The organism is Lacipirellula sp. (genome assembly GCF_965279485.1).
In the GTDB taxonomy this organism is placed as follows: domain Bacteria; phylum Planctomycetota; class Planctomycetia; order Pirellulales; family Lacipirellulaceae; genus Lacipirellula.
On record NZ_CBDIIC010000002.1, the window covers coordinates 4,345,525 to 4,371,633 of the forward strand.

General features: G+C 60.1%; 21 protein-coding genes and 1 pseudogene. 19 read left to right on the forward strand and 3 right to left on the reverse strand.

Annotated features, from left to right (window positions below; all coding sequences use genetic code 11):
• The first annotated feature begins 371 nt into the window (after positions 1–371).
• From ACQY7R_RS24870 to ACQY7R_RS24935, 14 genes are all read left to right on the forward strand, one after another.
• Complete coding sequence (locus tag ACQY7R_RS24870; protein WP_428308248.1) at positions 372–1,070, forward strand: recombinase family protein; 699 nt, start codon at positions 372–374, stop codon at positions 1,068–1,070.
• Between the two features lie 872 nt (positions 1,071–1,942).
• Positions 1,943–3,979, forward strand: a complete 2,037-nt coding sequence (locus tag ACQY7R_RS24875) for an AAA family ATPase (RefSeq protein ID WP_428308249.1) — start codon at positions 1,943–1,945, stop codon at positions 3,977–3,979.
• Positions 3,976–4,512: a hypothetical protein gene (locus ACQY7R_RS24880; protein WP_428308250.1), complete on the forward strand. Its 537-nt coding sequence runs from the start codon at positions 3,976–3,978 to the stop codon at positions 4,510–4,512. Before ACQY7R_RS24875 ends, ACQY7R_RS24880 begins: the two co-directional genes overlap by 4 nt.
• A gap of 2 nt (positions 4,513–4,514) precedes the next feature.
• Positions 4,515–4,766, forward strand: a complete 252-nt coding sequence (locus tag ACQY7R_RS24885) for a hypothetical protein (protein ID WP_428308251.1) — start codon at positions 4,515–4,517, stop codon at positions 4,764–4,766.
• A 187-nt stretch (positions 4,767–4,953) separates the two neighbouring features.
• Complete coding sequence (locus ACQY7R_RS24890; protein ID WP_428308252.1) at positions 4,954–5,364, forward strand: hypothetical protein; 411 nt, start codon at positions 4,954–4,956, stop codon at positions 5,362–5,364.
• On the forward strand, positions 5,354–5,803 hold the full coding sequence (locus tag ACQY7R_RS24895) for a hypothetical protein (RefSeq protein WP_428308253.1): 450 nt from the start codon (positions 5,354–5,356) through the stop codon (positions 5,801–5,803). Before ACQY7R_RS24890 ends, ACQY7R_RS24895 begins: the two co-directional genes overlap by 11 nt.
• Positions 5,800–6,573: a hypothetical protein gene (locus tag ACQY7R_RS24900; RefSeq protein WP_428308254.1), complete on the forward strand. Its 774-nt coding sequence runs from the start codon at positions 5,800–5,802 to the stop codon at positions 6,571–6,573. Before ACQY7R_RS24895 ends, ACQY7R_RS24900 begins: the two co-directional genes overlap by 4 nt.
• Complete coding sequence (locus tag ACQY7R_RS24905) at positions 6,573–7,622, forward strand: hypothetical protein (RefSeq protein ID WP_428308255.1); 1,050 nt, start codon at positions 6,573–6,575, stop codon at positions 7,620–7,622. Before ACQY7R_RS24900 ends, ACQY7R_RS24905 begins: the two co-directional genes overlap by 1 nt.
• Entirely contained in the window at positions 7,619–7,828 is a 210-nt protein-coding gene (locus ACQY7R_RS24910; protein WP_428308256.1) for a hypothetical protein, read from the forward strand. Before ACQY7R_RS24905 ends, ACQY7R_RS24910 begins: the two co-directional genes overlap by 4 nt.
• A gap of 330 nt (positions 7,829–8,158) precedes the next feature.
• On the forward strand, positions 8,159–8,653 hold the full coding sequence (locus tag ACQY7R_RS24915; protein WP_428308257.1) for a hypothetical protein: 495 nt from the start codon (positions 8,159–8,161) through the stop codon (positions 8,651–8,653).
• Between the two features lies 1 nt (position 8,654).
• Positions 8,655–8,906, forward strand: a complete 252-nt coding sequence (locus ACQY7R_RS24920) for a hypothetical protein (protein ID WP_428308258.1) — start codon at positions 8,655–8,657, stop codon at positions 8,904–8,906.
• A gap of 146 nt (positions 8,907–9,052) precedes the next feature.
• A complete protein-coding gene (locus ACQY7R_RS24925) occupies positions 9,053–9,289 on the forward strand; it encodes a hypothetical protein (RefSeq protein ID WP_428308259.1) in 237 nt (78 codons plus the stop codon).
• A gap of 293 nt (positions 9,290–9,582) precedes the next feature.
• Complete coding sequence (locus ACQY7R_RS24930) at positions 9,583–9,795, forward strand: hypothetical protein (protein WP_428308260.1); 213 nt, start codon at positions 9,583–9,585, stop codon at positions 9,793–9,795.
• Positions 9,796–9,797: 2 nt separating this feature from the next.
• On the forward strand, positions 9,798–10,325 hold the full coding sequence (locus ACQY7R_RS24935; protein WP_428308261.1) for a hypothetical protein: 528 nt from the start codon (positions 9,798–9,800) through the stop codon (positions 10,323–10,325).
• Positions 10,326–10,410: 85 nt separating this feature from the next.
• Here ACQY7R_RS24935 and ACQY7R_RS24940 read toward each other — a convergent pair whose 3' ends face one another.
• The gene (locus ACQY7R_RS24940; RefSeq protein WP_428308262.1) at positions 10,411–10,698 is read right to left on the reverse strand and encodes a hypothetical protein; all 288 of its coding nucleotides are present in this window, start codon (positions 10,696–10,698) and stop codon (positions 10,411–10,413) included.
• On the opposite strand from ACQY7R_RS24940, the gene ACQY7R_RS24945 reads away from it, so the two are divergent.
• Both ACQY7R_RS24945 and ACQY7R_RS24950 read left to right on the forward strand, forming a co-directional pair.
• Positions 10,687–11,415 carry a hypothetical protein gene (locus tag ACQY7R_RS24945; protein ID WP_428308263.1) on the forward strand — a complete coding sequence of 243 codons (729 nt, stop codon included), beginning with the start codon at positions 10,687–10,689 and terminating at the stop codon, positions 11,413–11,415. The genes ACQY7R_RS24940 and ACQY7R_RS24945 overlap by 12 nt on opposite strands.
• A gap of 286 nt (positions 11,416–11,701) precedes the next feature.
• A complete protein-coding gene (locus tag ACQY7R_RS24950) occupies positions 11,702–11,905 on the forward strand; it encodes a hypothetical protein (protein WP_428308264.1) in 204 nt (67 codons plus the stop codon).
• 629 nt (positions 11,906–12,534) lie between these two features.
• On the opposite strand, the gene ACQY7R_RS24955 is transcribed toward ACQY7R_RS24950, so the two are convergent.
• Positions 12,535–12,672: a hypothetical protein gene (locus tag ACQY7R_RS24955; RefSeq protein ID WP_428308265.1), complete on the reverse strand. Its 138-nt coding sequence runs from the start codon at positions 12,670–12,672 to the stop codon at positions 12,535–12,537.
• 303 nt (positions 12,673–12,975) lie between these two features.
• Here ACQY7R_RS24955 and ACQY7R_RS24960 point away from each other — a divergent pair.
• Together ACQY7R_RS24960 and ACQY7R_RS24965 are read left to right on the forward strand one after the other, a co-directional pair.
• Positions 12,976–13,200: pseudogene (locus ACQY7R_RS24960) on the forward strand (type IIL restriction-modification enzyme MmeI); the annotation flags it as partial.
• An 87-nt stretch (positions 13,201–13,287) separates the two neighbouring features.
• Positions 13,288–14,304, forward strand: coding sequence for a virulence RhuM family protein (locus tag ACQY7R_RS24965; protein WP_428308266.1), 1,017 nt, complete (start codon positions 13,288–13,290; stop codon positions 14,302–14,304).
• Positions 14,305–14,567: 263 nt separating this feature from the next.
• Here ACQY7R_RS24965 and ACQY7R_RS24970 read toward each other — a convergent pair whose 3' ends face one another.
• Complete coding sequence (locus ACQY7R_RS24970; protein ID WP_428308267.1) at positions 14,568–20,093, reverse strand: FG-GAP repeat domain-containing protein; 5,526 nt, start codon at positions 20,091–20,093, stop codon at positions 14,568–14,570.
• A 481-nt stretch (positions 20,094–20,574) separates the two neighbouring features.
• On the opposite strand from ACQY7R_RS24970, the gene ACQY7R_RS24975 reads away from it, so the two are divergent.
• Positions 20,575–25,773, forward strand: coding sequence for a dockerin type I domain-containing protein (locus ACQY7R_RS24975; protein ID WP_428308268.1), 5,199 nt, complete (start codon positions 20,575–20,577; stop codon positions 25,771–25,773).
• Positions 25,774–26,109: the final 336 nt, after the last annotated feature.

Genomic DNA, 26,109 nt, shown 5'->3' on the forward strand with positions numbered 1-26,109 from the left:
CACGTTGCCTTCCCACCTCATTGCCGCGGCACCATGTTGCGTTTGCGAAAAATATTTTTTCGGAAGTCGACGGCTACTGCGGTACGACGATCCGTGGTGGCGGTGGGTATTGACCTGGCTACCCTAAAATGGGAGTCGTATGTCGTGTTTACTTGCGAAAGTACGATAAATGTTATTAAGAACAGCAGGTCCCCTACGACCCCTACCTCCGGGGTTACCGCTTCACGTCTGAGTACCCCTCCGGGTCCCCCGACCCTCCGTTGCCTCAGTTCCGGTACCACCGCCCCAGCCCTACGCTCAACGTTAACTTAATGGACTTATTCAACCGAATTACAAACAGCGACGTTCGTCACATGATGTAAGATATAGATATGAACGCTACATCTTCTCGTGACTTCGTCGCTTACTACCGTGTGTCCACCAAGCTGCAAGGCAACAGCGGCCTTGGGCTTGAGGCACAGAAGACGATGGTGGAGACTCACACGGGGGCACGTGGTGGCTGCGTGCTGGCTTCCTTTAAGGAAGTGGAGAGCGGGCGTAAGAGTTCGCGGCCACGCCTAGCGGAGGCCGTGGAGGCTTGCAAGCGACACGGGGCCGTGTTGCTGATTGCCACGCTTGATCGTCTCACCCGTGACACCGTGTTCCTAGCGAAGCTGCGTGAAGCCGGCGTTGACTTCGTTTGCTGCGACATGCCGGAAGCTGATCGGTTCACCATCAACATCATGGCCGCCGTAGCCGAGAAGGAAGCGGAGGCCATATCCCTTCGCACGAAACGTGCGTTGGCCGCCAAGCGGTCGCAGGGTGCGAAGTTAGGCGGGGCCCGGGCCCCTGAAGCCTACGGGGCTGTCCTCGCTCGTGGTCGCGCCACAACGTCGCAGGCCGCCACGGAGTGGAAGTCGCGAGTGGCGGGGAAGGCTCGCCCGCTCCGTGATGCTGGTCGCAGCCTGAAGGAAATCGCGGCCATCCTGAACGCCGATGGCGTGCGGACCCGCGTGGGCAAGCCGTTGACCACGACGGCCGTCTACCGGGCCCTGGACGGCGTCACCGGCGGCGCTCACGGCCGCTTCTAATCGCCGCGACATCCTGAACGCAGCCAAGGCCACCCGCAACGGGTGGCCTTTTTCGTTGCCATGTCGCGGCGGCCGATTATAATGGATTTGCGGGTCGTCGCGTCCTCATAACCACTACAACCCCTACAACCGATTGTGCCGGTTGTAGGGGTTGTAACGATTGTAGGGCCGTAGGCGGCTCACTGGGCATACTTCTTAAAAAGGCGGAACGCGAGACCGCTTACGCCGTCCGGACGCAAACCGGGGCATCTGGTGCGATTTCAGAGGCATCTGAGCATGTCTTGGAGCCGGCGGAGAGATCAGCGGACGTGCGCCACTACGTTTCATCGTTCCGTCGCCGCGTGGACAAGCGTAGCTGGTGGCTGTCGTCGCGTCGTATTCTGCTGGTGTGCCGTCGATTCCCTATAGAAATAGACGGCACACCAGCACAGAGAAGAGACAAGGTAAGGGGAGAGTAAACTCTCCCCCTTACCGTGTTCTTCTCCCTTCTGGCGATTTTGAAGCAAAACCCGCTACCAGACGAGAGACGAACGCCGCGGCAAGAAATATGTCCGATTTCCCTTCGTCCGTGAGGGAAACGCCGATTCCCAGGTACCCGGTATTGTAGGCGAGAGAAGAAGTCAAGAGAACATACTTGACAAAACGAGCATCTTGTGCTATAATAGGGCCTGCCCGGCGTCCCGCCACTTATTCGCGCCGTCGCCTATTTCCGCCTCTACTTATCACCTTGATTGCCGCCTTCTGCGGAGTCAAGGCCCTCCGAAACAATAAGTCGGCTCCGACGCCGCATCGCCTCCACGTGTCTGGGTAACGCACGTGGAGGCGTCCAGCTACCTCATTGTTGCCCCTGGACTTCTTAGGAGTTACCCCGCATGGACCCCCTCACCGGGGCGACGGCCGATCTATGTTCGGTCCTGGACGCCCGACAATTGCTTGAATTTCTTGGACATACGACGACGGCTGTCGTCATTAAGAACAAGAACAGTTCGCGGATTGGCAAGATTGCGTTCGGCGCCTTTGACGACTTCAACACGTTGTGCAGGGAGATACAGCCTCACAACGGCAAGTCAGACATCTACGTCGCTCAGAACATCGTCGATCCCGACGTTCGCGGGCGCGCCAATAATCGACTCCAACCATACGCAACCACAACGGTCGGCGAAGGCGACTTCCACCGCCGTGGTACGTTGTTCATCGACTGCGACCCCAACCGACTAAAGGGCATCAACTCCACCGATGAAGAGTTAGCCGCGGGCAAAGAAGTCGCCGATAGCATTCGAGCATTCTTGCTTGACCAATGGGGCGTCGAACCGCTCGTCGTTATGAGCGGCAACGGTTGGCACCTCTATTATGCGATTAACGAACCAACCGAGTCGCCGTTGCCGGCGGCAGTCCTCAAATACCTCAAAGCGAAGTTTGAGACGCCGCGAGTTACTGTCGACGCCTCAACCTCCGATGTTCCGCAACTTGTCCGACTCCCCGGCACGCTGAACGTCAAGGGCGATCCGATCGAAGGGCGTCCGCAGCGTCTGTCATACGTCCACACCAGTCCGGACGAACGGGTGGTGGTCACGACGGAGCAGCTTGCATCCCTCACGCTACCCGCTCCGACGATTGCCGCCACCACACAGCGTCGTGGCGAGTGGACGGACCGCAAGTTTCGTGGAATGCTCGACAGTTCGGGCACTGAATATCGTATCGAACAGAAGACGCACCCGCGATATGACAACGGCATTGCGTATCGTGTTCGCCATTGCCCGAATCACGAACATCGTCAAGAAAATGAGTGGCGCGCGGAGTTCTGGCTTAATCAGGACGTGCCATCTTTCAACTGCCCATCGGACCAATGTTCCGGAGTGAACAAGGTCACGGCGGGCCAGATGATTGCGAAGCTGACGGGCGAACGTGAATCGGCTGCCTTTGACCCACTCCGGTTTAGTCTGTTCCGGAAACAGCACGCGGGCGATGAACGCCGCACGATCGTCGAAGGGTTTTTGCGAGAACGTGACGTGGGGATGGCTGTTGGCGGAACAAAAACGCACAAGACGTTTCACGCGATGCAGTTATCTATTTCAGTTGCGGCGGGCATCCCCTTCCTTGGCCGGTACGCGACTACTCCCGGTAGAGTCCTGTACGCGGATTACGAACTTTTCCCCAACGATATCGTCAAAAGAGTCGAGACGATGCAACGAGCGTTGGGCGTCAGTGACGCTGCCCTGGAAAACCTGGAATATGTATCTATGCGTGGCCTGGACGCCACGGCGATGGATCAAGTCTGTGATTGGCTTGATACAGAGATTGCTCCGGGGACATACGCACTTGTCATTTTCGATGCCATCTATCGAGCGTACCCGGACGGGTTCGAGGAAAACTCTAATCCCCATTACACACGATTGATTAGTCGGCTCGACAAGACATCGAAGCGACAGGGGAACGCATTCCTATTAGTTCATCACACGTCGAAGGGCAACCAGGCCAACAAGAAGAACACTGACATCGGTTCCGGTGCTGGTGCCCAATCGCGTGCCGTTGATTGCCACTTGACATTAGTTGAGCATTCACCCGGTAAAGTCCTGATGCGTGCGAGCCTCCGCAGCTTCGCTCCGTTGGACCCGGTGGTCCTGAAGTTCGATTACCCGATCTGGTCAATCGACGACGGGGCAGACCCGAACCTAGCGTCCGGCAACGCTCTCATGGGCGTTGACGACATCGTGGCCCTACTTGCATCAGAGAAGCCAAAGAAGGATTTCATCCGCGAGGCGTCGAACATGCTCAAGGCCAAAGGCTTCTATGCCCCGATGACTGACGTTGCTCGTATCGTGGAACTGGCGATTGAAGAAGGTCGCATCGTCGAAGTCGATCGAGCTAAGGGCAAGAAATACATCGCACCGGCGGAGGGTACGAAGTGAAGAACAAATTCCGCATGTTACAGCAAAAGATTATCCAACTGAGTCACGGTGAGACGTGGGAGACGGCAGTCAAAGAGTGGTCTCCCGACCAGATCACCTACGCAGAGAATCATTGTCTCTGCACGCAGGTTATCTGGGAGAACTGTGCCATCCGCAATGACGCTAATGGCAACCGGGCGATTGTTGGCAACGAGTGTATCAAGCGTTTTCTCGGTGTGGACTTTGAACCAGTCTTCCGCGGCATTCGTCGGGTCAGAAGCGACGTAGCCGCGAGTTTCGGCGACGCCGCCATTGCCCACGCTGCGGAGAAGCGTTGGCTGGATGACTGGGAGCAAACGTTCTATTGGGACACGATGCGCAAGCGGGTCCTTTCAGACCGGCAACTGCGATCTCGTATTGCCATCAACGAGAAAATTCTGGCCAAGTTCACCGAACCAACGCCGCAGCCTACCCACGTTGAGGACACGCCGTTTGATTGGCCATTCCGTCGTACCGCGAACATGAAACCAACCCGAACGCCCTGGAGACGCTGACAATGACTAAGTACGCATTCAACATCAACGCTGCCGAGCGCGTCCAGTACGTCGGGCGCATCGTTGAAGAGACCGCCGAGACCATCACGCTAAACGCCTTCAGAGCGTTGTCGCTGATCTTGATCGGGCATCCTGAAGAGACGGACGAACTCATTACCGTACCGCGGAACGAGTGTCGTATCTTCGCCTCTGAAGTGGCAATGCTAGATGCTTGTCGTGTCGCCTTCCGGCGGCATCGGTACGGTGCTGCATAGCTAATACTCCGGGTGCGCCTGTCCGCCACGTTCTTCCACACGTGGCGGGCAGGCAACCTTACAACGTCACGGCGTCTGACTAACTACCTCCGCCGTGGCCAAGGCCCACTCCGTCACGATCCTTCGTCGGTCCACGTGGCGGGGTGGGTACCTTACAACAGATTGGAGGTGATCAATAGCTGGGAGTTTGATTGTTCTCCGTAACGATGCCGATGCTGAGTACATCGCAGCGGTTGAGAGTTACGGGGCATTGCTTGAGCGCACCGCGCTCACTGACTTTGCTGGCTACGCTTTTCTCCGCGAGCCACATCGCATCTATGCTGACTTGCCGCTCGTGTCAGCCCCCACGCACAACGCCATCATCAGGCTCGTGGGTCGGTTCATGCCCGACAGGGTGAACCGGTTGCGGCCGCGCGTCGCCACTCCGGTGAGCGTGTTCACGTTGGACCATCGGTTGGTGGCAACGTATCCGAGCGTCCGCGCGTGCCAGCGCGAGCAACCGCTAAACGGTTGGCACGCCACGATGTCCGCGGTGGCATGGGGAGGCTACCCGTACGGCGGACGCATCTATCTCTTTGGGAGACCTAATGGAACGTGACGAATCATTGGAAGCGTGGGCAGGCAACGATCGCGTGTCGGCCATGCTTCAAAAGATGTTGGAGGAAAGTATTGTCGCTGGCGGGGGGCATCTAGGCAGTCACATCACGAACAACAACGCCTTAGGCAAAGCCATCCAGGCGAGCGCGGCCAATTATAGGAAGTTCTTGGCATCCTCCAAAACTATGTGGTCGGTCGAAAACGTCAACAATCTCATGCGCGCACTCGCCGAGGCCCTAAATGACGCCGTCGTGATAGCGTTAGAGCGGGCTGACTTAGACGAACGGCAACGAACTCACATTCGCCATGACATCGTTGATGAGACTACCCGTCTCTTCTTTGCCAGCTTTGATAAACAACAAGCGCAAGTAACTGAGGACCGCGCTAAGGGCATAAGTGCCCTTGACCAGCGCCTCTTAGAAAATGAGGAACAAGAATGAGTGAATTAGACAAATGGATTCTTAACAACGACGTGCAGGCGATGCAAACCAAGATCGTTACGCCTGCCATGCGTGAGAAATGGAAGGGTAATTTCCCCTACGAATCGCAGACCAAGTTCGTGCCCACGACGGAGCTAGAGGCCCGCGCCGATCGTGCGCGGCAAGTCGAAACGCACAACGCATCGGTGAAGATGTCTGCCGACTATGACGCCTTTGAAAATATGTCGGGCCTGGAACGGGAAGAATTGGGTGCCCGGCAGTGGGTCCAGCTTGTCGAAGGTCAACTAGCCATAGCGGTCTCGCGACGGCGGCCCGCAGAGATTGAAAAGTTCGAGTTGAAGCTACAGCAAGCAAAGGACTGGGCGGAAAGCATTCGCGTTCGTCAAGCTGCGTTGGAGGTGCAACGAACGACTGACCTTGCACTGCAAGCGGAACCGGCATTCCGCTACGCCTTGACCAGCGCCGAGTCATACGACTTGGACTATCGGTCGGACGACGCCACAGAGTTGGGCGTCTACGTTCAACGCCTCAAGGCAGCGACGCCGGAGAACTGGCGGGAAGTCGTCAAAGAATTCCACCGGTGGGAATCTCAACGTTTCGCTCGCATCGCGCAGGAGAAACAAGCTGCCGAATCTGCTGCCCTGCAAGCTGCTGACGGTCCAATTCGCGAGTTGAATCAACTCGGCGTTGATGCTGCTGACGCTGGTCTGAAGTCGGCGGAAGCATTGGGAAGGGCTAACCGACTCAGCGCCCCGGGAGACCTTCAATAATGCTGGACGAGTTGGCACTACTGCCCGAATCAATCGTGACATTGTTGCGAGAGGGCAAGCCGGGGAACGTTTCCGATTCCGACATTGAAGCGATTGCGGCGGCTGTCACGAAGGATGAAATCGTTTCCCTGGTCAACGACGTGTTCGCCACCGATCCCCACATCGTTGGGGACGGTGCCGTCCGCGCTGTGCTGGCCCACTATCTATGGGTCGCATTGCTCGACGGCAAACAGGTCAACAAAGGATTGGAGGCGGATGTCATTATTGGTACGGCGATGGGTGCGGCCGTGTCGGTCATCCTTCGATTCAACACGGAGGCACGAGCCGACAGGACGGTTGACGGGTTCCGGGCGTACATCAAAGGTGCGTTCCAGAAGATGTTCCTTCGAGAGGCGGAACGCGAATGGCTGATTCCGAAGATGGGCACGCATAAGGGCGAGAAATACGTCCGGCGGCCAGCCCATGCACCGGGTCGGAAAACTGATACCGTCCAACTCGGCGAGCATCCCGACCAGCCGCACCAGGGCGTCACGCTCCGTGCGAGTGATGAAGAGTGGGGCGACGCCGTCGACATGGCGGACGCCGTCGCCGTGTTCTTCAGGATGCTCGACGTTTACGACCGTCAGATACTTCTGCCACTCCACGCCACTCCGGACCAGCCGGAAGTGTGGATTCTCCACGAGGCCGCCACGTCGACACGGGAGGCGAATCTAGAGCAACGTGAACGTGATAGACGCCTTGCCCGGCTCCACGATGTGGACGTGTCGACGATCGCAGAGCGTCGAAAATTCTTGCTGCAAACTTTTAACAAATTCCTGGAAGGTGAAAATGTCGCCTGCAATCTTATCCGCCCTCACTGGTTTAACAGACCTAGCACTCCGTTTGAACACGCCCCAAGCGTTGGAGAAGGCGGCGTTGGCCCACACGCTAATCCGGATGACACTACCCATCGCAAACCGGCTAGGGGATACCGGCCGCGCCAAAGCCCACCATGGGCTTGCGCAGGCCCTGCACGACGCCACGGCGTCGCTATGGGGGTCCGCCAATGACTGAACACGAACGACTCCGCTACAAGTTTCTGGACAAAGTCGCCGATTGGGGCGTCGCCACGGTGGAGCATGGAACGGACGATCAGATTAAGGCCCTTCAATTAGGGCTTGAGACACTCGTCACGCTGATTCTTGACCCGCCAGCCGATCCCACCGAACGGGAGCAGATGCTGGAACGGGCGGTCACGTATTTTTTCGTGACCTAACCGCACTGCTGCCACTACCCCGCGAAGGTGGTGGCGGCAGGTTGCCGCGCTTCGCTCTTAGCAAGTTCAGCGAAGCGTGGCCGGTCACTGCCCGGTGCCTGATAACCACCAGGGGCAGTGACAACTCGGAACGGAGCCGTCCGTTCCATCTACCCCAATGGCATCTATCTGGGGGTCTGCGTTCGCATCGCAGGCGTAAGACCCCGCGGGTGCGTAAGACCCCGCGGGGCTTCGTACATCTTTCGGCGCGGTTGACGCACTCGCGCCGCAGGGGAGGGGCCAAACCCAACTTTGGGCCCCTCCCCACCTTACAACAAATTGCGGAGGATCATGTATTACACAATTGTTCCGGACTCCCGGGACTCAAATAAGCTGATAGTAACGTCGCTAATTGACGGCCACCAAAGCGGGTTCATTAAATCATCCGACTACGGGCGACGTAGTGCCGTCGGTGAGATCACCGAACACAACCACCGCATTGTGGACTACCTCGTCTCCACAGGGCAGCTTGCGGCGGACGTGACCGAACCCACCATCATCGGCGAAGTGTGGAAGAACCGCCGTCTACACGTGCAGAAACTCGGAAAGAAGTTCTACACGCTACAGCATTCGGACATCGCGAACTATCGCGAAGCCCGCAGCCTGATTGACGGCCACACGTTCCGATACCACTCAGCCGACGTGTTGAAGGCGATCAAAGAAATCGAACGCTACAACACGGAACTCGTCAATACGCTCGTCGACTATGGGTGGCTGGATGTGAACCAGCCCCACGAAATTGCGGACGTTGTCCGCGCTTACAAACTTTCTATTGGAGGAAACTAAATTGTACAGCACGATTCTTGGTTTGCAGCAGCCCGCTTCCGGTAACACGGAACAGGCATTGATTTTCGCAATTCTGAAAGTGGGGTCCGCCCTTCAATCACAGCCGGCGGACCTATCGCCATCCAATCCCTATCAAGCCGTGGTCAACGATCTTGCCACGCGACTTGGTGCCGACAACTTGGCAGTGCAGAGGGTCAAGGCGTTCTTCGCGCCGCAAATTGAACGCTACGCCTCTGGCGCACAACGATTCTAAACCGCGGGGTCTAACACCCACCCGCGGAGCGGAGCGGCGCGTGTGTTAGTTGACCACACGTGCCCACAGCCGGCGGCTGGGAGGTTTGTGATACCTTTCCTCCCAGCCGCACCGCTGCGACTCTTCTACCACCTTTTGGAGGCCACATGCGCCAACCGTTCATCACGCTCGCGCCCTTCGGTGCGAAAGCGATCGTGAATCAGATCACCGGCGAACACGTCCCGTACGATGGGACAATGAACTCTCGCCAGCTAGTCGAGACCAACATTCTGACAAGCCAAGTCGCCTTACAGGCGTCGCTGATCGACGGCGGGTTTCTACTCCCCGCCAACGCCGATTTGCTCGTTGAACTTCAGAAAGCCTATCAGGCTTCGATTGCATAACTGGATGCCTGCGGGCATTCTTCGGCGCGGGTGGCGTGTTCGCACGCTACCCGCAACGTACGCCGGGGTCAGCGCTCCGGCTCAGGGGGAGTTACTCACCTCCTGGCGGAACCGTCACTCGTTGTGACGGCGATGCAGCGGGGCGGCGGTGGTGGCGAATTATTGCGGCGTTGCCACCGTTCAGCCCTTCACGCCATGCGTGAGCGTTCGGGGCGGTGCCGAGTATTGATTCAGCCCTTTACTCTGTCACCGCCCCCTACGTGACTTCTCTTCAAACTTATGGAGGCTGCCAAATGACAGTCACAAAGTCCGAAATATCATCGTTCCTTATCTCCACCGGCGATTCCTTCCGAGTCTCCCAGCCCGTTCGTTACCTGGAAGACGGCGAGCCGACATCCACGTACGGCCTCTACCTGCCCGCGGGTGGCGAGTACACGCATCGAACCGCCCCCGGCGCAATCAGCCTGATTGCGGTCGATGAACCCGCCGAACTGACAAGGGGTTAATCATGTTTTCATTCGTGGTTTACCAGTCGCCGGACGGCTGGTCAGTGGCGACGGTGACAACAATCGTCTGCCACAACGTTGACGAACTCACGGCGAAGCGACTAACCCGGAAGGCGTTGGACCTACCGAAAGCGTTGATCAACGAGGCGTTCCGCGCCCCGTCCGACGTTTTGACGTGGCGCGCGACATTCCAACAAGCGACCGCCGCAACGTTGGCCGAACTCAACGAAGCCGTTGAGGACATAGCGGACGTGACCGCGGAGGAACTGGCAGACCTTCACGAAGCGGTTGAATTCTTGAACGAAGTTACCGCGGAGCAAGCCCGCGAGCAAGATTTGACCAAACTCCACCGACAACTCGCGACCTTGCAACAGCGTTTCGACGCCGCTGTTGTGCGTAGCTTGGAGATCATCAACAAGCCGTCGCACGGCCCGAACATGCGCCGTGAGAATCGGTTGATGGTGATTGCGGCGACGTGGGACACAGAATTAGGTGAACGTATCAGGGAACTTCGGAACCGACTCACATGAAGCATAGATTCAGGGGTTCCGGCCCGGTGCCGGAACTTGATTACGACGTTGGCGACTTTGTCTATTCGGATCAACGTGGCTACCTCTACTTCAACGAGGCCGGCAACTGGCTGCCGATGGTCGCCACGCCGACCCTAGCGACCGTGGGCCCCAGGGCGAGCGTGGAGCGGCCGGACGTGATGGCGTCGATGGCCGGTCGATCGTCGGTCCTGTCGGTCCCCGTGGCCGTGACGGAGCAGACGGGAAGCGTGGCGACAAGGGCGAGCGTGGCGAACGCGGGTACCGTGGCTACGAAGGTGGCAGCGGGATCATCATTAAGAAGGAAGGTGGCGGCGCGACGTTCGCGAATGCCATCTTCGACGTGAACACGCAACGTGGGCAGTTCGTGCGCGTCTCCGATCCTGGACGGGTGACGTTGGCCGTTGCCGGCGGCGTTCGCGAACATGCCATGACCGTTGGTGTCGCCGTAGAGGACGTTGCGGCGGGGCAGATCGGCCGCTACCAGACCGATGGACCCTGCAACATTGATACGTGGGACCTTGAAGCCGGCAAAATGTACATGCTGGACGCTTACACGCCCGGGGCGGTCACTGCGGAAACGCAGTACATCCTAGGCGTGAGCGCAGTTCAAACCGGCGTGGCGACTGGCCCGCAGTCGATGAACTTGAACTTCAACTACGCGATTTACTTCGGCTACGTGAAGGGCACGGCGGCCATCTTCGACAATGCTACGAAGCGTGGCTTCGCCGTGCGCGAGTCATCGCCAAGCCACGTCGCCACGGCGTTGGCTGACTCCGTTGAAAATGGGACCGTCGTGGGCCTATCCGTGAAGTCGTGGCCGGCGGGTAAGTCCAATGGCCACACTGCAACGGGGTGGATGGACCGGGACGACACGGACGACGACTGGACCGACGTAGTCGGAACGGCGTTGCTAACCGATGGTGCCGACTACTATTTGTCCGACGTGACGCCGGGGATGCTCACGGAGACCCCGCCAACTACGCCGGGGCACGTGGTTACGAAGATCGGAACCGCCGTCAGTGACTCGATTCTGAAGATCGACATTCAACCGCCGATCTTGATTACTTGAACCATGCCACCACGCTCCGCCGGACTGACTGCGAATCGTCATGGCGGGGCGTGGTGGCAACCTTATTTTGGAGGACTAATGACAGACGCACCATTCAGGCTGATCTTCAAATCTCGCGACGGTACGGAGGATATCCGAGACTTCACCTTGCGAATCGAAGCCGACCGCTGCTTGCGGGCTAGAGCCGGCTGCGATTACTCAGTGGAATATTACGAATACGGCGTTCGCCAGTGGCGGAGGTACGATTAAACGGCAATGCCGGCTGGCAACTTATTTTGGAGGACTCATGCAATTCGCGAATGGTAGGTATCTCACGACTGCGGACATGCCGGACCGTCCGCGGGTCCTCACCGTCGCGCAGATTGCGGCGTTGTGCGGCGTCAGTGCCTCCACGGTCCGTCGTCGCATCGCTGCGGGGATGTTGAAGGGACGACGAGACGAGCAAGTCCGGGACTTTATCAAGCAAGCAATCTTAGGAGTGTGCCAGTGAAATCAGTGGCGAACATAGTGAAGAGTTTGGAGAACGCCCACACGTGGCTCGACAGTGCCGCGAAATGGAGCGTGGATTCACAGGACCGGGTGAAGCGTTTGGTAATAGCTTGCGTGTACTTGCTTTCGCAGTCCCCCAGGAGCTATCGCCAATGGCTTCAACGTTCCGACCGAGTGAAGAAGATTCGAGGCAAGTGGACCACGCCCGCGAACAATAAAGCGCTGCGTGACCTTGTGCTGCTGACGATCAGCGACGTGGAGGCAGGCTGCCACGTTCCGCTCGCGCCCTGGCAGCTTGACGAGTGGCAGGGAGGCTCCCGAGTCTGCGGAGCATGTGGGGAGGTGTTCACGGCCAAGCGGAAGTCCGCCAAGACGTGTTCCGTGGCGTGCCGTGTAACACTTTCGCGAGAATAGGTATCAGAGGTCGGGAAGGGGCTGGAAGTGTTACAAGCCCTCAAAAACCCCGTGTTTTGTAGGGTCTAAAAGGGCCCAAAATTGCCAAATTGCGGTTTGGTCCAGAATGTGTATCTTGAATGGCGTGGAGGAAATGTAACTTCGCCCTCTGCAAACGAAACGGCCGCAGGTAGCACTTGCTATCTGCGGCCGTTTTTGCGTTGGTGGACTTGGTGACTAGCGGAAGGTTCGGACGATTCGAAGGCGTGGCGACTTCGGTTCCGTTGCAGCGATTGCCGCAATGATGTCCCGGCGTTCGGCCAGAAGTTGCTGGATGCGTTCGTACAGGAACCGGCGGCGTTCGTTGGCGGACATTAGCTGACTCCTAGAAAAGTGGTTCCAACTACACGGTTGAGTACACGGTAAAGTGTCAAACCAGGCAGTTGTGGGCAGTCCAGGGCGAAGTTAGAATCGGGTTTTCGCCGGAAAATGCGAGAAATCCCGGTTCTAGCAAGCATTGCAGATGCGTTCGCAATGCAGAGGTCGAGGGTTCGACTCCCTTTCGCTCCACTTGTTTCTTGGGTCGTTCGTCGGCCCGCTTCGTTCAACCTTGCCGAAGCAAGTGTTTCTGTTGGCCGCCAGCCTTGTCTGCGCTGAGTAGATCTTGCTCGCGAGGCTCACTTCCCGGCGACGATCGCTGATCTCTACGATCCCGAGGAGATGCCTGCCGACTTGCGGGCGGCCCACGATCGGAACGACGAAACGCTCGAACGGATCTACATCGGTCGCCGGTTCGAGAACGACTCCGAGCAGCTCGAGAAGTTGTTTGAGATCGATACGGAGATGACCGAGCGTGAGGCCGCGAGTAAGCCCGATCGTCAAAAGAAAACAAAGTGGATATAGTATTTTTCGAATTTAGATTTGTATTAGCCTTTGCTCCCCTCTCCCTGGGGGAGAAGGGAGCATGATCAACTGTTGTTGTGACTGCGTATGAGCGACCTCATTCTTTATACCTCCGACGATGGTCGCACCCGGCTGCAGCTGCGGGCCGAGGGGCAGACGATTTGGCTCAGCCAGCTGGAGATCGCCGAGCTGTTTCAGACGACGAAGCACAACATTTCGATTCATACGAAGAATATTTTTGCCGAGGGAGAGCTTCGCCCCGAGGCAACTGTTAAGGAATCCTTAACAGTTCAAACTGAGGGGAAAAGGCCGGTAAAACGGGCAATTTCCTATTACAACCTCGACCTAATCTTGGCCATCGGCTACCGCGTTCGTTCCCCCCGCGGCACTCAGTTTCGGCAGTGGGCAACCACCCATTTGCGGGAATTCATCGTCAAGGGCTTCGTCATGGATGACGAGCGGCTGAAGAATCCCGGCGGTTGGGACCATTTCGACGAGTTACTGGAGCGGATTCGCGAAATCCGCGCGTCGGAGAAGCGTTTTTACCAGAAGGTTCGGGACCTGTTTGCTTTGAGTTCCGACTACGGGACCCGTCAGCAAGACACGAATCGTTTTTTTGCCGAGACGCAGAACAAGCTCCTGTACGCTGCCACGAGTCACACCGCCGCGGAGCTAGTCGTGAAGCGCGCCGATGCCGCGCAGCCCAACATGGCGCTGACGGCCTGGACCGGATCGCGAGTCCGCAAGCAAGACGTCATCGTCGCTATGAACTACCTGACGCAGGACGAGATCGACACGCTCAATCGGCTGGTGGTTATTTTCTTGGAACAGGCGGAGCTGCGCGTTAAGCAGCAGCAGGACCTGACGTTGGAATATTGGCGGCAGAACGTCGATCGGATGATTCAGTTTAACGACCGCCCCCTGCTCCAAGGCCAGGGCGCCGTCAGTCACGACGAGATGGTGCGCGTTGTTCACGAACGGTACGACGCCTTCGATCAGAACCGCCGCGGATCCGAGGCGCTCGCCGCCGATGCGGAAGACCTCAAGCAGTTGGAACAGCTTGAGCAAGAGCTAAAAAGCAAGAAGCCCAATACCGACGAGTAATTGTCGCATGTCTCAACGTAATACCTCCATTCCTCCCGTCTCGGTCCACTACGCCCACGACTGCGGTTCGACGAAGTCGAACAACTCTGGCATGCGGTCTTAGCGCGTTGAATTCGCCTCACGTCGTTCGAATTGATACGATATTTGACGCCGAGAAGCCTTGGGCGTCGTCGGTCAAACCTTTGACCCCAACATTGGAAAAGCGCATCTACCCGTGACGGGCGCAGGCCCGTGGCGTCGACTGGTTCGCGTCGCAGGCTGCCCTAGAACTCGAAACCGGTCGACAGTAGTTCGTCGACGAGGTCGGGTTTGATGGGAGACGAGCCCGTCTCGCGATTCTGCAACCGCATGTTTTGCGCGAACGCTGTTTGCAAACGGCGTGCAGGCGCGGCGCTTGAGGCGAACGCAGCGAAGGCGGCTTCGCGGGGGGGCGGCGATTCTTTCAGCGGTCGCGGAGCGTTCGGCTGCTTGCTTGATTGCCGGCCAGCGGGCGGCGTGAGCACGACGTTTGCGGGCAAGGCGAATGACGGCGTTGGCAGCGGGGAGGCTGCAGCTACTGGTTTAGCGACGCTGACGCTCAGGGCGATGGTCGGCGCGGCTGCTGCGGCCTGGGGGGCGACGGTGGTTGAGACTGTTGAAGGCGACGCAACTGCGGAAGCAGCGGCAATGGGCGCCGCGGCGGGCGGCGTCACTCCGCTGCCGAATTGCCGGTTCCAGACGGCGAGGTCGCCGGCATCGACGGTTTTGCTGAAGTCGACGTCGACGTAGTGACCGCCGGGGATCGTGGAGCTGGCGCCGTACGTGCGCTGCCAGATGAGAAAATCGGCTCCGTCGATCTTTTCGTCTAGGTTGAAATCGGCCGCCCGTACTGGCGGGGCCATGCCCGCGCCTTGATTGGCTTGCCAAACGGCGAGGTCGGCCTCGTCGACGACGCCGCTGCGGTCGCCGTCGGCGCCGGAACCGGGGGGAACGGCGGGTTGGCCGAGGGTCGCGTCGTAGAGATCGCGATCGGCCTGGTCGACCGTGCCGTTGCGGTCGTAGTCGCCGAAAGGGCGGTCGTCGAGGCGAATGACGGAGCCGCTTGAACCTTGCGTGGCCAGAATTTCAAGCCGCCCGTCCCCGTCCAGGTCGCTGGCGGCGACGGCGGCCCCTGTTGAGCCGAAGAACTCGGCGAGTAGGGACTGGGCGAACCCGGCGGCGCCATGATTTCGGTAGAGTCGCACGCTGCGACTGCTGCCGACCACGGCGTCGTAGTCGCCGTCGGCGTCGAGATCGGCGACCTGCAGACGTCCGCCGCGAGATTGCGCCATGAAGCTATCTAAGGCGCTTGAAAACGTGGCCAAGGTTTCGCGATGGAAATTTTGATTTCCATCATTACGGAAGATATCGAGTCCGAGCTGAACGCTGGCCGCGTAAGTGGAAGCGACAAGGTCGACGTCGCCGTCGAAGTCGAAGTCGATCGGCACGACGTCGCGGCCGGCTCGTCGGGATTCCGTCGGAGAATTAAGCGTCACGTCGTGAAAGCTGAAGACGCCGGCGACATTTTCGTACCAGCCGACGCCGCCTGCCGAATTGGGGGCTTCAAAGGCGACTGCGAAATCGACGTCGCCGTCGCCATCGACGTCGGCGGCCCGCACGGCGGAGACGGGGACGTTGATCGTCGTCAACAGCGCAGGTGCGGAGAATTGTTGCTGGCCATCGTTCAGCAATAGCATCAGGCCTTGCGTCGCGCTGCCGGTGCAAGCCACGAGGGCGTCGAGGTCGCCGTCGCCGTCGACGTCGGCTAGGTCGAAGACGCCGTTGAACGTGTTGTTCGTCGCGGCGGACGCACGATAAGTGAAGTTTTGCAGGCCATCGTTCTCCAACCACGCGATCCTGTTCGAGAGGACGACGGCAAAGTCGACGTCGCCATCGCGGTCGAGGTCGACTGGGCGCACGTTCAACGCGCCGTACGCGCTAGAGAAGTTTCTGGCGTGGGTCAAAAAGGCGCCGTCGCCGAGGTTTTCGTACCAAGCGAAGCCTGGCGACGCTGCAACGTAGTCGGCGTCGCCGTCGCCATCGACGTCGGCGATTTGAATGGCTTGATACGCGGAGCCGATATACTCGGCAACGTGGTACTCGCCGGTGGCGGTCGCCGGAGGGGCGATGGCGAGCGCGTAATCTTCCACCTCGCCGTCGATCGCCGCGCCGCCCGTGCGGAGGCCGCCGGCCGTGCTGAGCCGGACGCGCGCGAACGTGGCGCCAGCGACAAGGTTTGCCGGGAGATTGAATGTAATCGCGTTATCGCCTTCGACAACGGCGTAGGAGCCGAAGATTTGTTCGCCGGCGCCGTCCCAGGAGCCGTCGCCGTTGAAGTCGATCCAGGCGTCGAGCTTCGCGCCGGCAGGGGCGTTTTGGACGTTGACGGTCAAGGCGCCCGACGCTTGGCCCACTCGCAACGTGGAGAAAATGACGCCATCGTCGCCAGCATCGCCGTCGGCGTTTGCGGAGGGAATCCCGTCGGCATCGCTAGTGCGACTAGCGCCCAGACGCGGCCCGCCGCCGTTATGTACCGCGCCGCCGTCCGCTCTCGTCGATCGATATGGCGCCGGGGCGTCGCCGTAGTCGGGGGCGACGACGTTGAAGTTTTCAAACCAACTGACGTTTCCGCTGGCGGGGACGCCGATGCTCACGACGTCGAGGTCGCCGTCGCCGTCCATGTCGGCGGCGGCGGTGCTCCACCCGGCGCCGGCGTTCTCGGCGAGGGCTCGATAGACGAATCGTTCGTCGCCGAGATTCTCAAAGTAGTCGAGCGTTGCGAGGCCGGTAATCTGATCGCCGTACCCGCTCGCGACGACGTCGAGGTCGCCGTCGACGTCGAAGTCGGCGAGGGTCGCCCAGCGATACCTGCGGTTCATCTGGATGACGTGATCGACGAACGTGTCGTCGCCGGTTCGTTCGTGCCAGACAAGCGTCGCGCGTTCGTAATTCGAGTTCCAGTCGATGTTGCTGGCGGAGACGACGTCGACGTCGCCATCGCCGTCGACGTCGCCGGCCGCGACGCCCTCGGCAATGCTGTTGGTGAACGGCAAATAGGCCGAGCGCTCGATGGGACGCGCTGTGAAACTTAGGCCGCCGTTGTTCTGCAACCAGGAAACGTCTGCGGAGCCAACGCCGCCTCCGCCCCGTCCGCCCGCCACCACATCGAGATCGCCGTCGTCGTCCATGTCGACTGCAATGGCGCTGGTTGCCGTCTGTCCACCGGAGCCGTTGCCGGCAAGGCCGCCGATCACTTGGGAGGCAAACTGCTGCCGACCATCGTTCACCAGAATGTAAACTCCGGCTCCGAGGCTCGCGCTGAGGATGTCCATGTCACCGTCTGAGTCGACGTCGACGATCGACAGCGACACGAACATGTAGAATTGTTGGCCAGTCAATGGAACGACGCGCTGGGTGAAATTCTCGTTGCCGTCGTTCTCAGCCCAGATTAGAGCCGGCTGTTGCTGAACGTTGCCGATGCCGACGAAATCGACGTCGCCATCGTTGTCGAGGTCGCCAACCGCGATATCTTCGCCGCCCATTCCCAACGCCGCGACCCCATGCTTGGCGAAGCCAGCGGGGCCCAAGTTTTCGGCCCAGATGAAGCCAGGGCTGCCCTTGGCGACGACGTCTATGTCCCCGTCGCCGTCGACGTCGGCGGCAACCATAAAATCGCCGCCGTAAGGCAGTGGAGCGGAGGGGGAAATGGTTTGAGGCTGCCCGAACGCGCCCGTGGCGGGCGCGCGATTGGCGATCGTGAGCGGATGGTCTTCGACTTCGCCGTCGAGGGCCGTTCCAAGAGGGCCGAGACCGCCGGCGGTACTCAAGCGGAAGCGGGCGTACGTGGCGCCGGCGACTGCCCACGATGGAATGGCAAAGGTGAGCGCGTTGTCGCCCTCAACCACCGCGAAGCTGTGGGCGATCTGCTCGCCGTCGACTCCCCACGAGCCGTCGCCGTTGAAGTCGATCCAGGCGTCGAGCTTCGCGCCTGCGGGGGCGTTCTGCACGTTGACCGTGACCGTTGCGGTCGATTCGCTGAGGGTGATCGCCCCGAAGACGACGCCGTCGTCCTCGGCCTCAGCGCCGGTTGGGGCGTGGGCGCCGTCCGCCTCGGCGTCGCGGGTGGCGCCGAGTTGCGGGCCGACGGCGATGTGTCGCGGGCCATGGTCTTGCGCGTAGACGCGGTAGGGACGCGGGGCGTCGCCGTAGTCGTACTGGACGGTAGGGAGTTGCTCGTACCAGGCGAGAGGCGTCGAACCGTTCCCGGACGTGATGAGATCGAGCCGCCCGTCGCCGTTGAGATCGGCGGCGTGGATATCGGGATAAGCGCCGGTGACGGCCGTCACGATTCGACGCGTGAATGCGGCTGTGCCGTCGTTCTCGTACCAGGCGACGCGATTCGTGCCGGAGGCTGCGACGTCGAGGTCGCCGTCGCCGTCGAAGTCGGCCACGTCGATGGCGGACGCGGCCCAGCCGACGGCGTCGAGGTTGACGGGAGCGAAGGTTTCGGAGCCGTCGTTGGCGTAGAGGATGACTCCTCCGGCGGAAGTGCTGAATGACGCCACGACGTCGAGATCGCCGTCGCCGTCAAAATCGCCGGCGGCGAGGTCGCTGATTTGCTTCTCCGAAGTTGCAATCACTCGCGCTGTGAAATGTTGCTGGCCGTCGTTTTCCAACCACTGGATGTCGTTCGTTCCGAGTCCACCCGCGAGGATGTCGACGTCGCCGTCCCCGTCGACGTCGTGGGCGGCGACAAACCGAAGGTTGGCTGGCTGAGCTGGAATGATCGTCAAGGTGAAGACGCCGTTGCCGTCGTTCGCGTACCAATTGACGGAGGACTGGTCGTTCGCGGCGATCAAGTCGACGTCGCCATCGCCGTCGAGATCGACCGGGACCATGCCGATGGAATCAGCGTCAGACATCGCGCGGCGGGTGAACCGTTCCGCACCGTTGTTCTGATACCACCCGACGCCCCCGGCGTTGCCGAAGAAGTCCATATCGCCGTCGCCGTCGACGTCGGCTGGGGAGAACATGGCGCTCAAGTAGCCACTGACGCCGGTCGACAACGTCGGCCCGAAGCTGCCATTCGTGTTGCGGCGCCAATACTGATTGCTGTTAAGGACATCGGGATCGCCGTCGCCGTCGAGGTCGGTCACTGCGATCAGAGCGAAGTTGTCAAAGCCGATCGGCCGCTGTCCGCCGAAGATGCCGCTGTCGGCGTTGGCGATCGGGATGAGATAGTCTTCGACTTCGCCGTCGAGCGCGGCGCCCGACGGGCCCAAGTTGCCGGCCGTGCTGAGGCGGAAGCGGGCGTAGTTGGCGCCGCCGACGACCGAAGCGGGAACGGTGAACGCGATCACGTTGTCGCCGGCGACGACGGCGACGCTGTCGATGATTTGCTCGTTCGCATCGGCGAAGTCGCCGTCGCGGTTGAAGTTGATCCAGGCGTCGAGCCGAGCCCCAGCGGGGGCGTTCGCAACGTAGACGGTGACGCTGGCCGACTGCCCGGCGCGGAGGAGGCTGAAGACGACGCCGTCTTCGTCGCTCGCGTCGCCGTTGGCGAGTGCATCTAGCGATTGAGGGTTGGCGTCGCGGAGCTGCCCGAGCTGGGGGCCGACGGCTTCGTGGCTGGCGCTCGTGTAACCGCTCGCATCGCCAAAGTCCGCGGCAAGCATTTCGCGCCGCTCCAAGCTTTCGAATCGCAGGCCGCGGAAGGCGCTGCGATTGGCGAGGAGACGGGCAGCGAGACGACCTTGCCGAGATTGTGACATAGAGAAATCGGCGCCGGATAAAAGTAGAAGAGAAAGCCTCTAAAAACACGGCGACAACCGACAAGCCGCCGCTGATGCCGTCGGTCGAGGGGCCCGACGCCAAATTCTAAATGCCGAGTCTCAATTTAACCCTAACGGCGAGATGCGGCAAATTCGTTTCTGCAGGCCAGGAGAGAGGGGGGATTCGGCGTGAGCAAATCGCTTAAAGGGCTAAATGGGCGGTTTGTACGCTTGGCTTGAGTGAGTGCACGAGTTTGCGCGCCACTGCGAAGGCCGGGACCGCTATTTCCCGCCAATCTGCAGCACGCGACGCGATGCTTTGCAAAATGACGCGCCGGCCTGGCCCCGCCAAGAATGTCACGGCAATGCTCAGCCTTTGGCGGCGAATATGTAGTAAATCATGCCCGATTTGAGGTATTCGCAGCTACTCGTTAGAATGCGAATCACTCGGTCTAGGTCACGGAACGCCGCTAAATCAGCAATGAATTCGAAAAACTCGTCTCTAAGCATCCATTTGCTAGCGCTAGCAGCGATCTGCTGCGCCACCTCGCTCCCGCGTAGTAACGCTCAAACCAGCGTCCTCAATGTTGGGCCGGGAACGGTTGATTGGTTCAACGCCAACGCCTGGTCGAACGGAGTTCCCAACGCAGCAGGGCAGTACGCGGAAGTTCGGCTTGCCCCCGATGCCGTCGGCGGAGTGACGCTTGGCAGCGCGGCGACGCTCGAAGAATTACTTTTGAACGGCCGCGGAACGCTTAATTTCACCGGGGCTGGACCGCTCAATTTCGCGCATGACGGCGCCGGCGAACTGCTGCTCCGGCTGACGCCGAGCGCCGGCGATTTGAACGTCGCGATCGCCGCACCCTTGGCATGGGCGCCAACCGAGTTGCTTCGGGCCGACGTGGCGCTGCAAGGGACGCTGAATCTCAACGGAGCCATCGGCGCCGCGGGGGGACTCGTCAAAACAGGCGCCGGCACGTTGCGATTGGCAGGCGCGAACGCCGCTTGGGCCGGCGACCTGGAGATCACTGGCGGCGTCGTGATCGCCGGCAACGCTTACGCGCTCGGCGCGGCCGCCGGAGTGACGACGATCCGATCCGGAGGCAGACTCGTCATCGAGCACTCGACCGTCGAGCCGCTCAAGATCGACGGCGGCGTGGTGCAAATCGCCAACAAAGACCTTATCGGTACGATTGAAATCTCAGGTTCGGCGACGATTCATCGGCCGCGCAATCCTTTAATAAATCTCCCCCCTCGTGAAGGCGGCGGCCAGGTCGAGCAAACGCTCGGCCTCACGAACATCCACCGCGCGATTTCCGGCAACGGAGACCTGACGATTGACAACCAATCGCGCGATGCGCTCTACCTACGCGGCAACAGTACGTATACGGGGCAGACTTATCTTTCGGCCGGAACTGTCTACGTAACTTCGTCGACGGCATTGGGCGCGACCACGGCAGGGACGACGCTGAACGGCGGGACGCTCAATCTCGGCGTGGCGACCGCCGAGCCGATGTACGTCAACGGCGGAACGCTGAACTTCACCGCCGCCAGTTCCACGGCGGGGGCGCTCACGCTGCGAAGCGGGACCGTCAACCTTCCGAGCGGCGTCAATTACGCGCAACAAATCACGCTCGACCATGCAACCAATGCCTTGGTTTCGAGTAGCGGCAGGCTGTCAGGGGGCATTGTCGGGACGGGAAGCGTGACTCTTCGCGGAACCATGCAAGTGGACGGCGCACCGATCGCCAACGAAGGCGACCTCATCATCGCCAACACCAGTTCGCAAACGACCGTACTGGCCACGCCGAATTCTTTCACCGGCAAGCTCGTGTTGCTGGCCGGAGAAACCGTCATCGAGAATCTGCAGGCAGCGTCGCGACCAGTGCAGATCAACGGCGGTACGCTTTCGATCAAACGCAGCGACCTGAATCTCACGACGCCGATTCGAATCAATCGCGGAACCATCGATAACTTCGGCCAAGTTTCCAGCCCCATCGTTCTGGACCAAACGACCGGCGTCGCCGCACTGAGCGGCGGGCGGTTCACCGGCGTTATTTCCGGGCAAGGCGACGTCGAATTCAGGGGATACTACGAGAACGATCAAACGATTAATGGGCAGAGCACATTCAGCGGTCTCGCCTCCGTCACTAGCGGCGTCGTCAATGCAAATTCCTCGAATGCTTTCGGCGCAACAGATTGGGGAACTGTCGTTAGATACGGCACGCTGAACGTCAACGCTTCGACGAACGAAAAACTTTTCGTCGGCGGCAACGGCAGCATCAACTTGAACGCGAGCGTGCCTCGTCTGCCGAAGATGCTTGTCAACGAGTTCAGCAACTCTGGCGAGCCGCAGTTGGCGGTCAACGTCCCCTCGTCATTCGCCGGCCTCTCCGAAGCGGCTCAAGGGCGGCTGCTAATCAACGCCAATACAAGCGTCGAGGCGTTGAAGGTACGCGACCAAGCACGGGTCATCGTCGCTGCTGGAAAAACGCTCCACGTCGCAGGCGAGATCGAGTTGCAGGACGGCCGATTGGAAGGCGCCTTCACCGGTGCTCCGACCATTCGCAAGACGACCTTCGCGGGCGCGAGTCTCGCCGACATGCCGCAGTTCGCCGGGCAAATCATTGTCGAACAGGGAGTACTCCAAGCTTACGCCAACGGACTCGGGACGGCCGCCGGCGCCACGCGCGTTGCCCGTGGCGCTCAGCTTAGCGTCTACGGCGTCCCGCTCATTGCCGACGACATTTATCTGGAAGACGCCGTTGGACCGCAGAGCCGCGGCGGCCTCTACATGGCGGGAGATTGTTGCGGCGGTTCAACGACGATGACCGGACGGCTTGACCTCGGTCCCAACGGATCGATCATCGGCGGCGGCGGCAACACCCGAAATGGCTTGCTTCGCATCGAGGGACAGGTCAGCGGCGGATCGCTCACCACCTGGGGCAGCGGCGTCGCCGTCCGGATGACGAACGCCCTGAACCCGTACACTGGCGCCACCGACGTGCGACAGGGTTATGTTGAACTCTCCGGCAACGGCAGACTCGCCCAAACCTCGGCGATCGTGCTACACGAAAGCGAAGGGACCTTCGACGGCACGCTTCTGCTCGACAACCAAGAAAGCGCGCTCAACATCGACCGAATTGCCGCCAACATCCCGGTTGAGTTTCGCGGCGGTTCGCTCAGCGCGTTCGGCGGCGCCGCCGAAGCATTCGGAACGCTCCGTTTCGCTGAGGGGCACTCCTACATCGAGTCTAGATCGACGGCGTTATCGGCCAATCGAATCGAACGGCAAACGGGGGCCACTCTCTTCGTCGAGATTAACAGTCCGATCGCAGTGACGCAGACTCCCGACAACGTCGGCGGCCTCCTTCCATGGATGACGGTCCGAGACGGTACGACGCCGTGGGGCGGGCCCTATTACGAGTTATTCGGCGAAGTCATCAATGGCCAGATTCGCGCCATGAATCGCAGTTCCATCAAATCGAACCTGAACACCGCAACGACCAACGACGTCGTCGGAGTTCCGGCGACAGGCCGGCCGGTCCTTGCCGCCGATCGAGAGGTGAAGGCGTTGCTCGTCGAGCGCGACGGCATTGTCGACTTGGCAGGCCATACGCTCACGGTCGCATCGGGCGGCGTCAGCGCCTGGGGCGGCGAAATTCGTAACGGCAATATCACAGCCGGGTCGGGACGCGAGTTGATTTTGCATAACGGCGTCACGCTATTGGCCAACATCGTCGACGGCGCCGATGGGCCGCTCAACGTCACCATCGCCGGCGGGAGAGTCGGCGGCGCCAATTCGTTCACAGGTAAGCTGACCGTCAACGAGAATACAACAACCTTCCAGAGCGAAAATTCGCTTCCCAGCGACATCGACGTCGACGTTGTGGGGGGCAACTTGGAACTTGCGTACGCATCGACCGGGGTCAAGCAGCTAGGAAAACTCCGCGTTGCCGGCGGGGGCTCGTTTGTTGCAAACGGCCAGTTCGAGTTCGAGCAAATCGACCTCGAGTATGGCGACGTTCAATCCTCGAAATTGGTAGGTGACTTTCCGATTCGCAAATCGACCATCGGCACGGCATCAATTAAGTTGCCTGTACCTGCCGACCCCTCCTACACCGGTACGGTTGCGGTCGATGACGGAATCTTGACCATTGCGGGACTGCCGGCGGCAAAATTCCAGGTGAACGGCGGACGCCTGCGCATCGAGCAGGACGCCGTCGCCGCGAATCCCATTCAGCTAAACGGCGGTGAACTCGAATTCTTCAAACTTTCCGGCCCCATCTCGATCACGGCTCCGTCGACGCTGATCACGATGAGAATCTTCACTAATCCAACGCCGTCGCTCGCCGGCCCCCTTTCCGGCGACAGCGATCTGTCGTTTCACAGCGATATTCAGTATTTCGACTCGGGCGACTTCAGCCGAGATGCGACGCTCGGCATCAGCCGCGACAATCCAGATTTCACGGGCGACGTCCACATCTACGAAGCCGCGATTTCCGCCTATCGTCCGCAGGCGTTAGGTTCAGGGGACGTTAACGTCCACTCCGGCGGTACGCTCAATCTTTCTTACGACTCGGTCGGAAGCGGCGTCGCTTTCGCCAATCAGGTGATTCTCGACGGCGGCACGCTGCGCGGGAGCTCGCAAAGCCGATTGACTGGCGCTCTGCGCGTGACGAAAGCTTCCTACATCGGGGGATTGAATCTCACGGGTCCGGTGTACCTAGGCGCGGCGCCGCTGACGACCGCCGGCAACGAAACGACGCGATTCTTGGGGCAGCTGCATGTCGGCGCGGATTCTGAACTCGTGCTTGGTCGGCGTCAGGGGACGGCTCGAGGCCTCGTCGAACTTGGTGGTACGATTCTCGCCGCGGAGACGAACTCCGTCCTCAACGTCGCCCGCGGAGGGCTCGACGAACTCCTCTTCACCGCCTCGCTCCATGTCGACGCCGGTCGCTCGCTGCAGCTGCGCCTGGACGACGCGCCGATGACGGTGACGCTGGGGACTGGGCAGTCGATCAGCGGAAACGGTTTCCTCCGCAACGACTTCGTGGTTGCCGACGGCGGCGCCGTGGCCCCGGGCGCTTCGGCACTCACCGTCGACGGCGATCTCACGTTTGGCGGCGGCGGACGGTTTAACGTTGAAATTGCCAGCGGACAATTGCACGATCAACTGATCGTCACCGGCAACGCGGCGCTCACCGGCGGTCAGCTCAACGTTTCACTTCTCGGCGATTTCCTTCCGCAGCTCAACGACGAGTTTGTCATCCTCCAGGCCGACTCGCTCTCCGGCATGTTCGCCAACGCCGCCGCGCTCAACACGATCGCCGACGGCTGGCGCGTCGACTGGATGCTCAACGCAGCCGCTGGCGACCTCGTGCTCCAAGTCGCTGCGGTCGAGATGCAGGGCGATTTCAACGGCAACGGCGTCGTCGACGGCGCCGACCTTGCCGTCTGGAAGACAGGATACGGCACGAGCGGCGTCGCTTCGCACGCCCAAGGCGACGCCAGTGGCGACGGTCGCGTCGACGGGGCCGATTTCCTCGTCTGGCAACGCCAGAATGGCAGCGTGGGCGCCCCGCCGGCCGCGGCGAATGTGCCGGAACCAGCGAGCGGCCTCTTGCTAGCAGCGGGATTGAGCGTTGCGATCTCGCGGCGCCGGGCTTCCAAGGCATGACGTGCATCATTAGACGCACGATTTTGAGCAGTTGCCGAAGGGACCGCATGCTCGACGTCGTCGCTTAGGAAGTCTCACAGTCGCCAAAAACGCGGCATTTCGATTATCTGGAGACATCGATTGGCTATTTGCTGACACGATTCTCGTTGCTAGCTAATGTGGGGGGACTGACGCCCTCCTTGACCTGCATTGCAACAACCGGCCATACTTCCGGCGCTGATGTGGATTGACTCACTGAAATAGCACTTTTTCGCTGGTTTTTCGCACTTTCTCCTGATTTGCTCCGCATGACGCGGACCCGACAACGCGGCGTTTCGAGCATGACTGGCTGCTTGT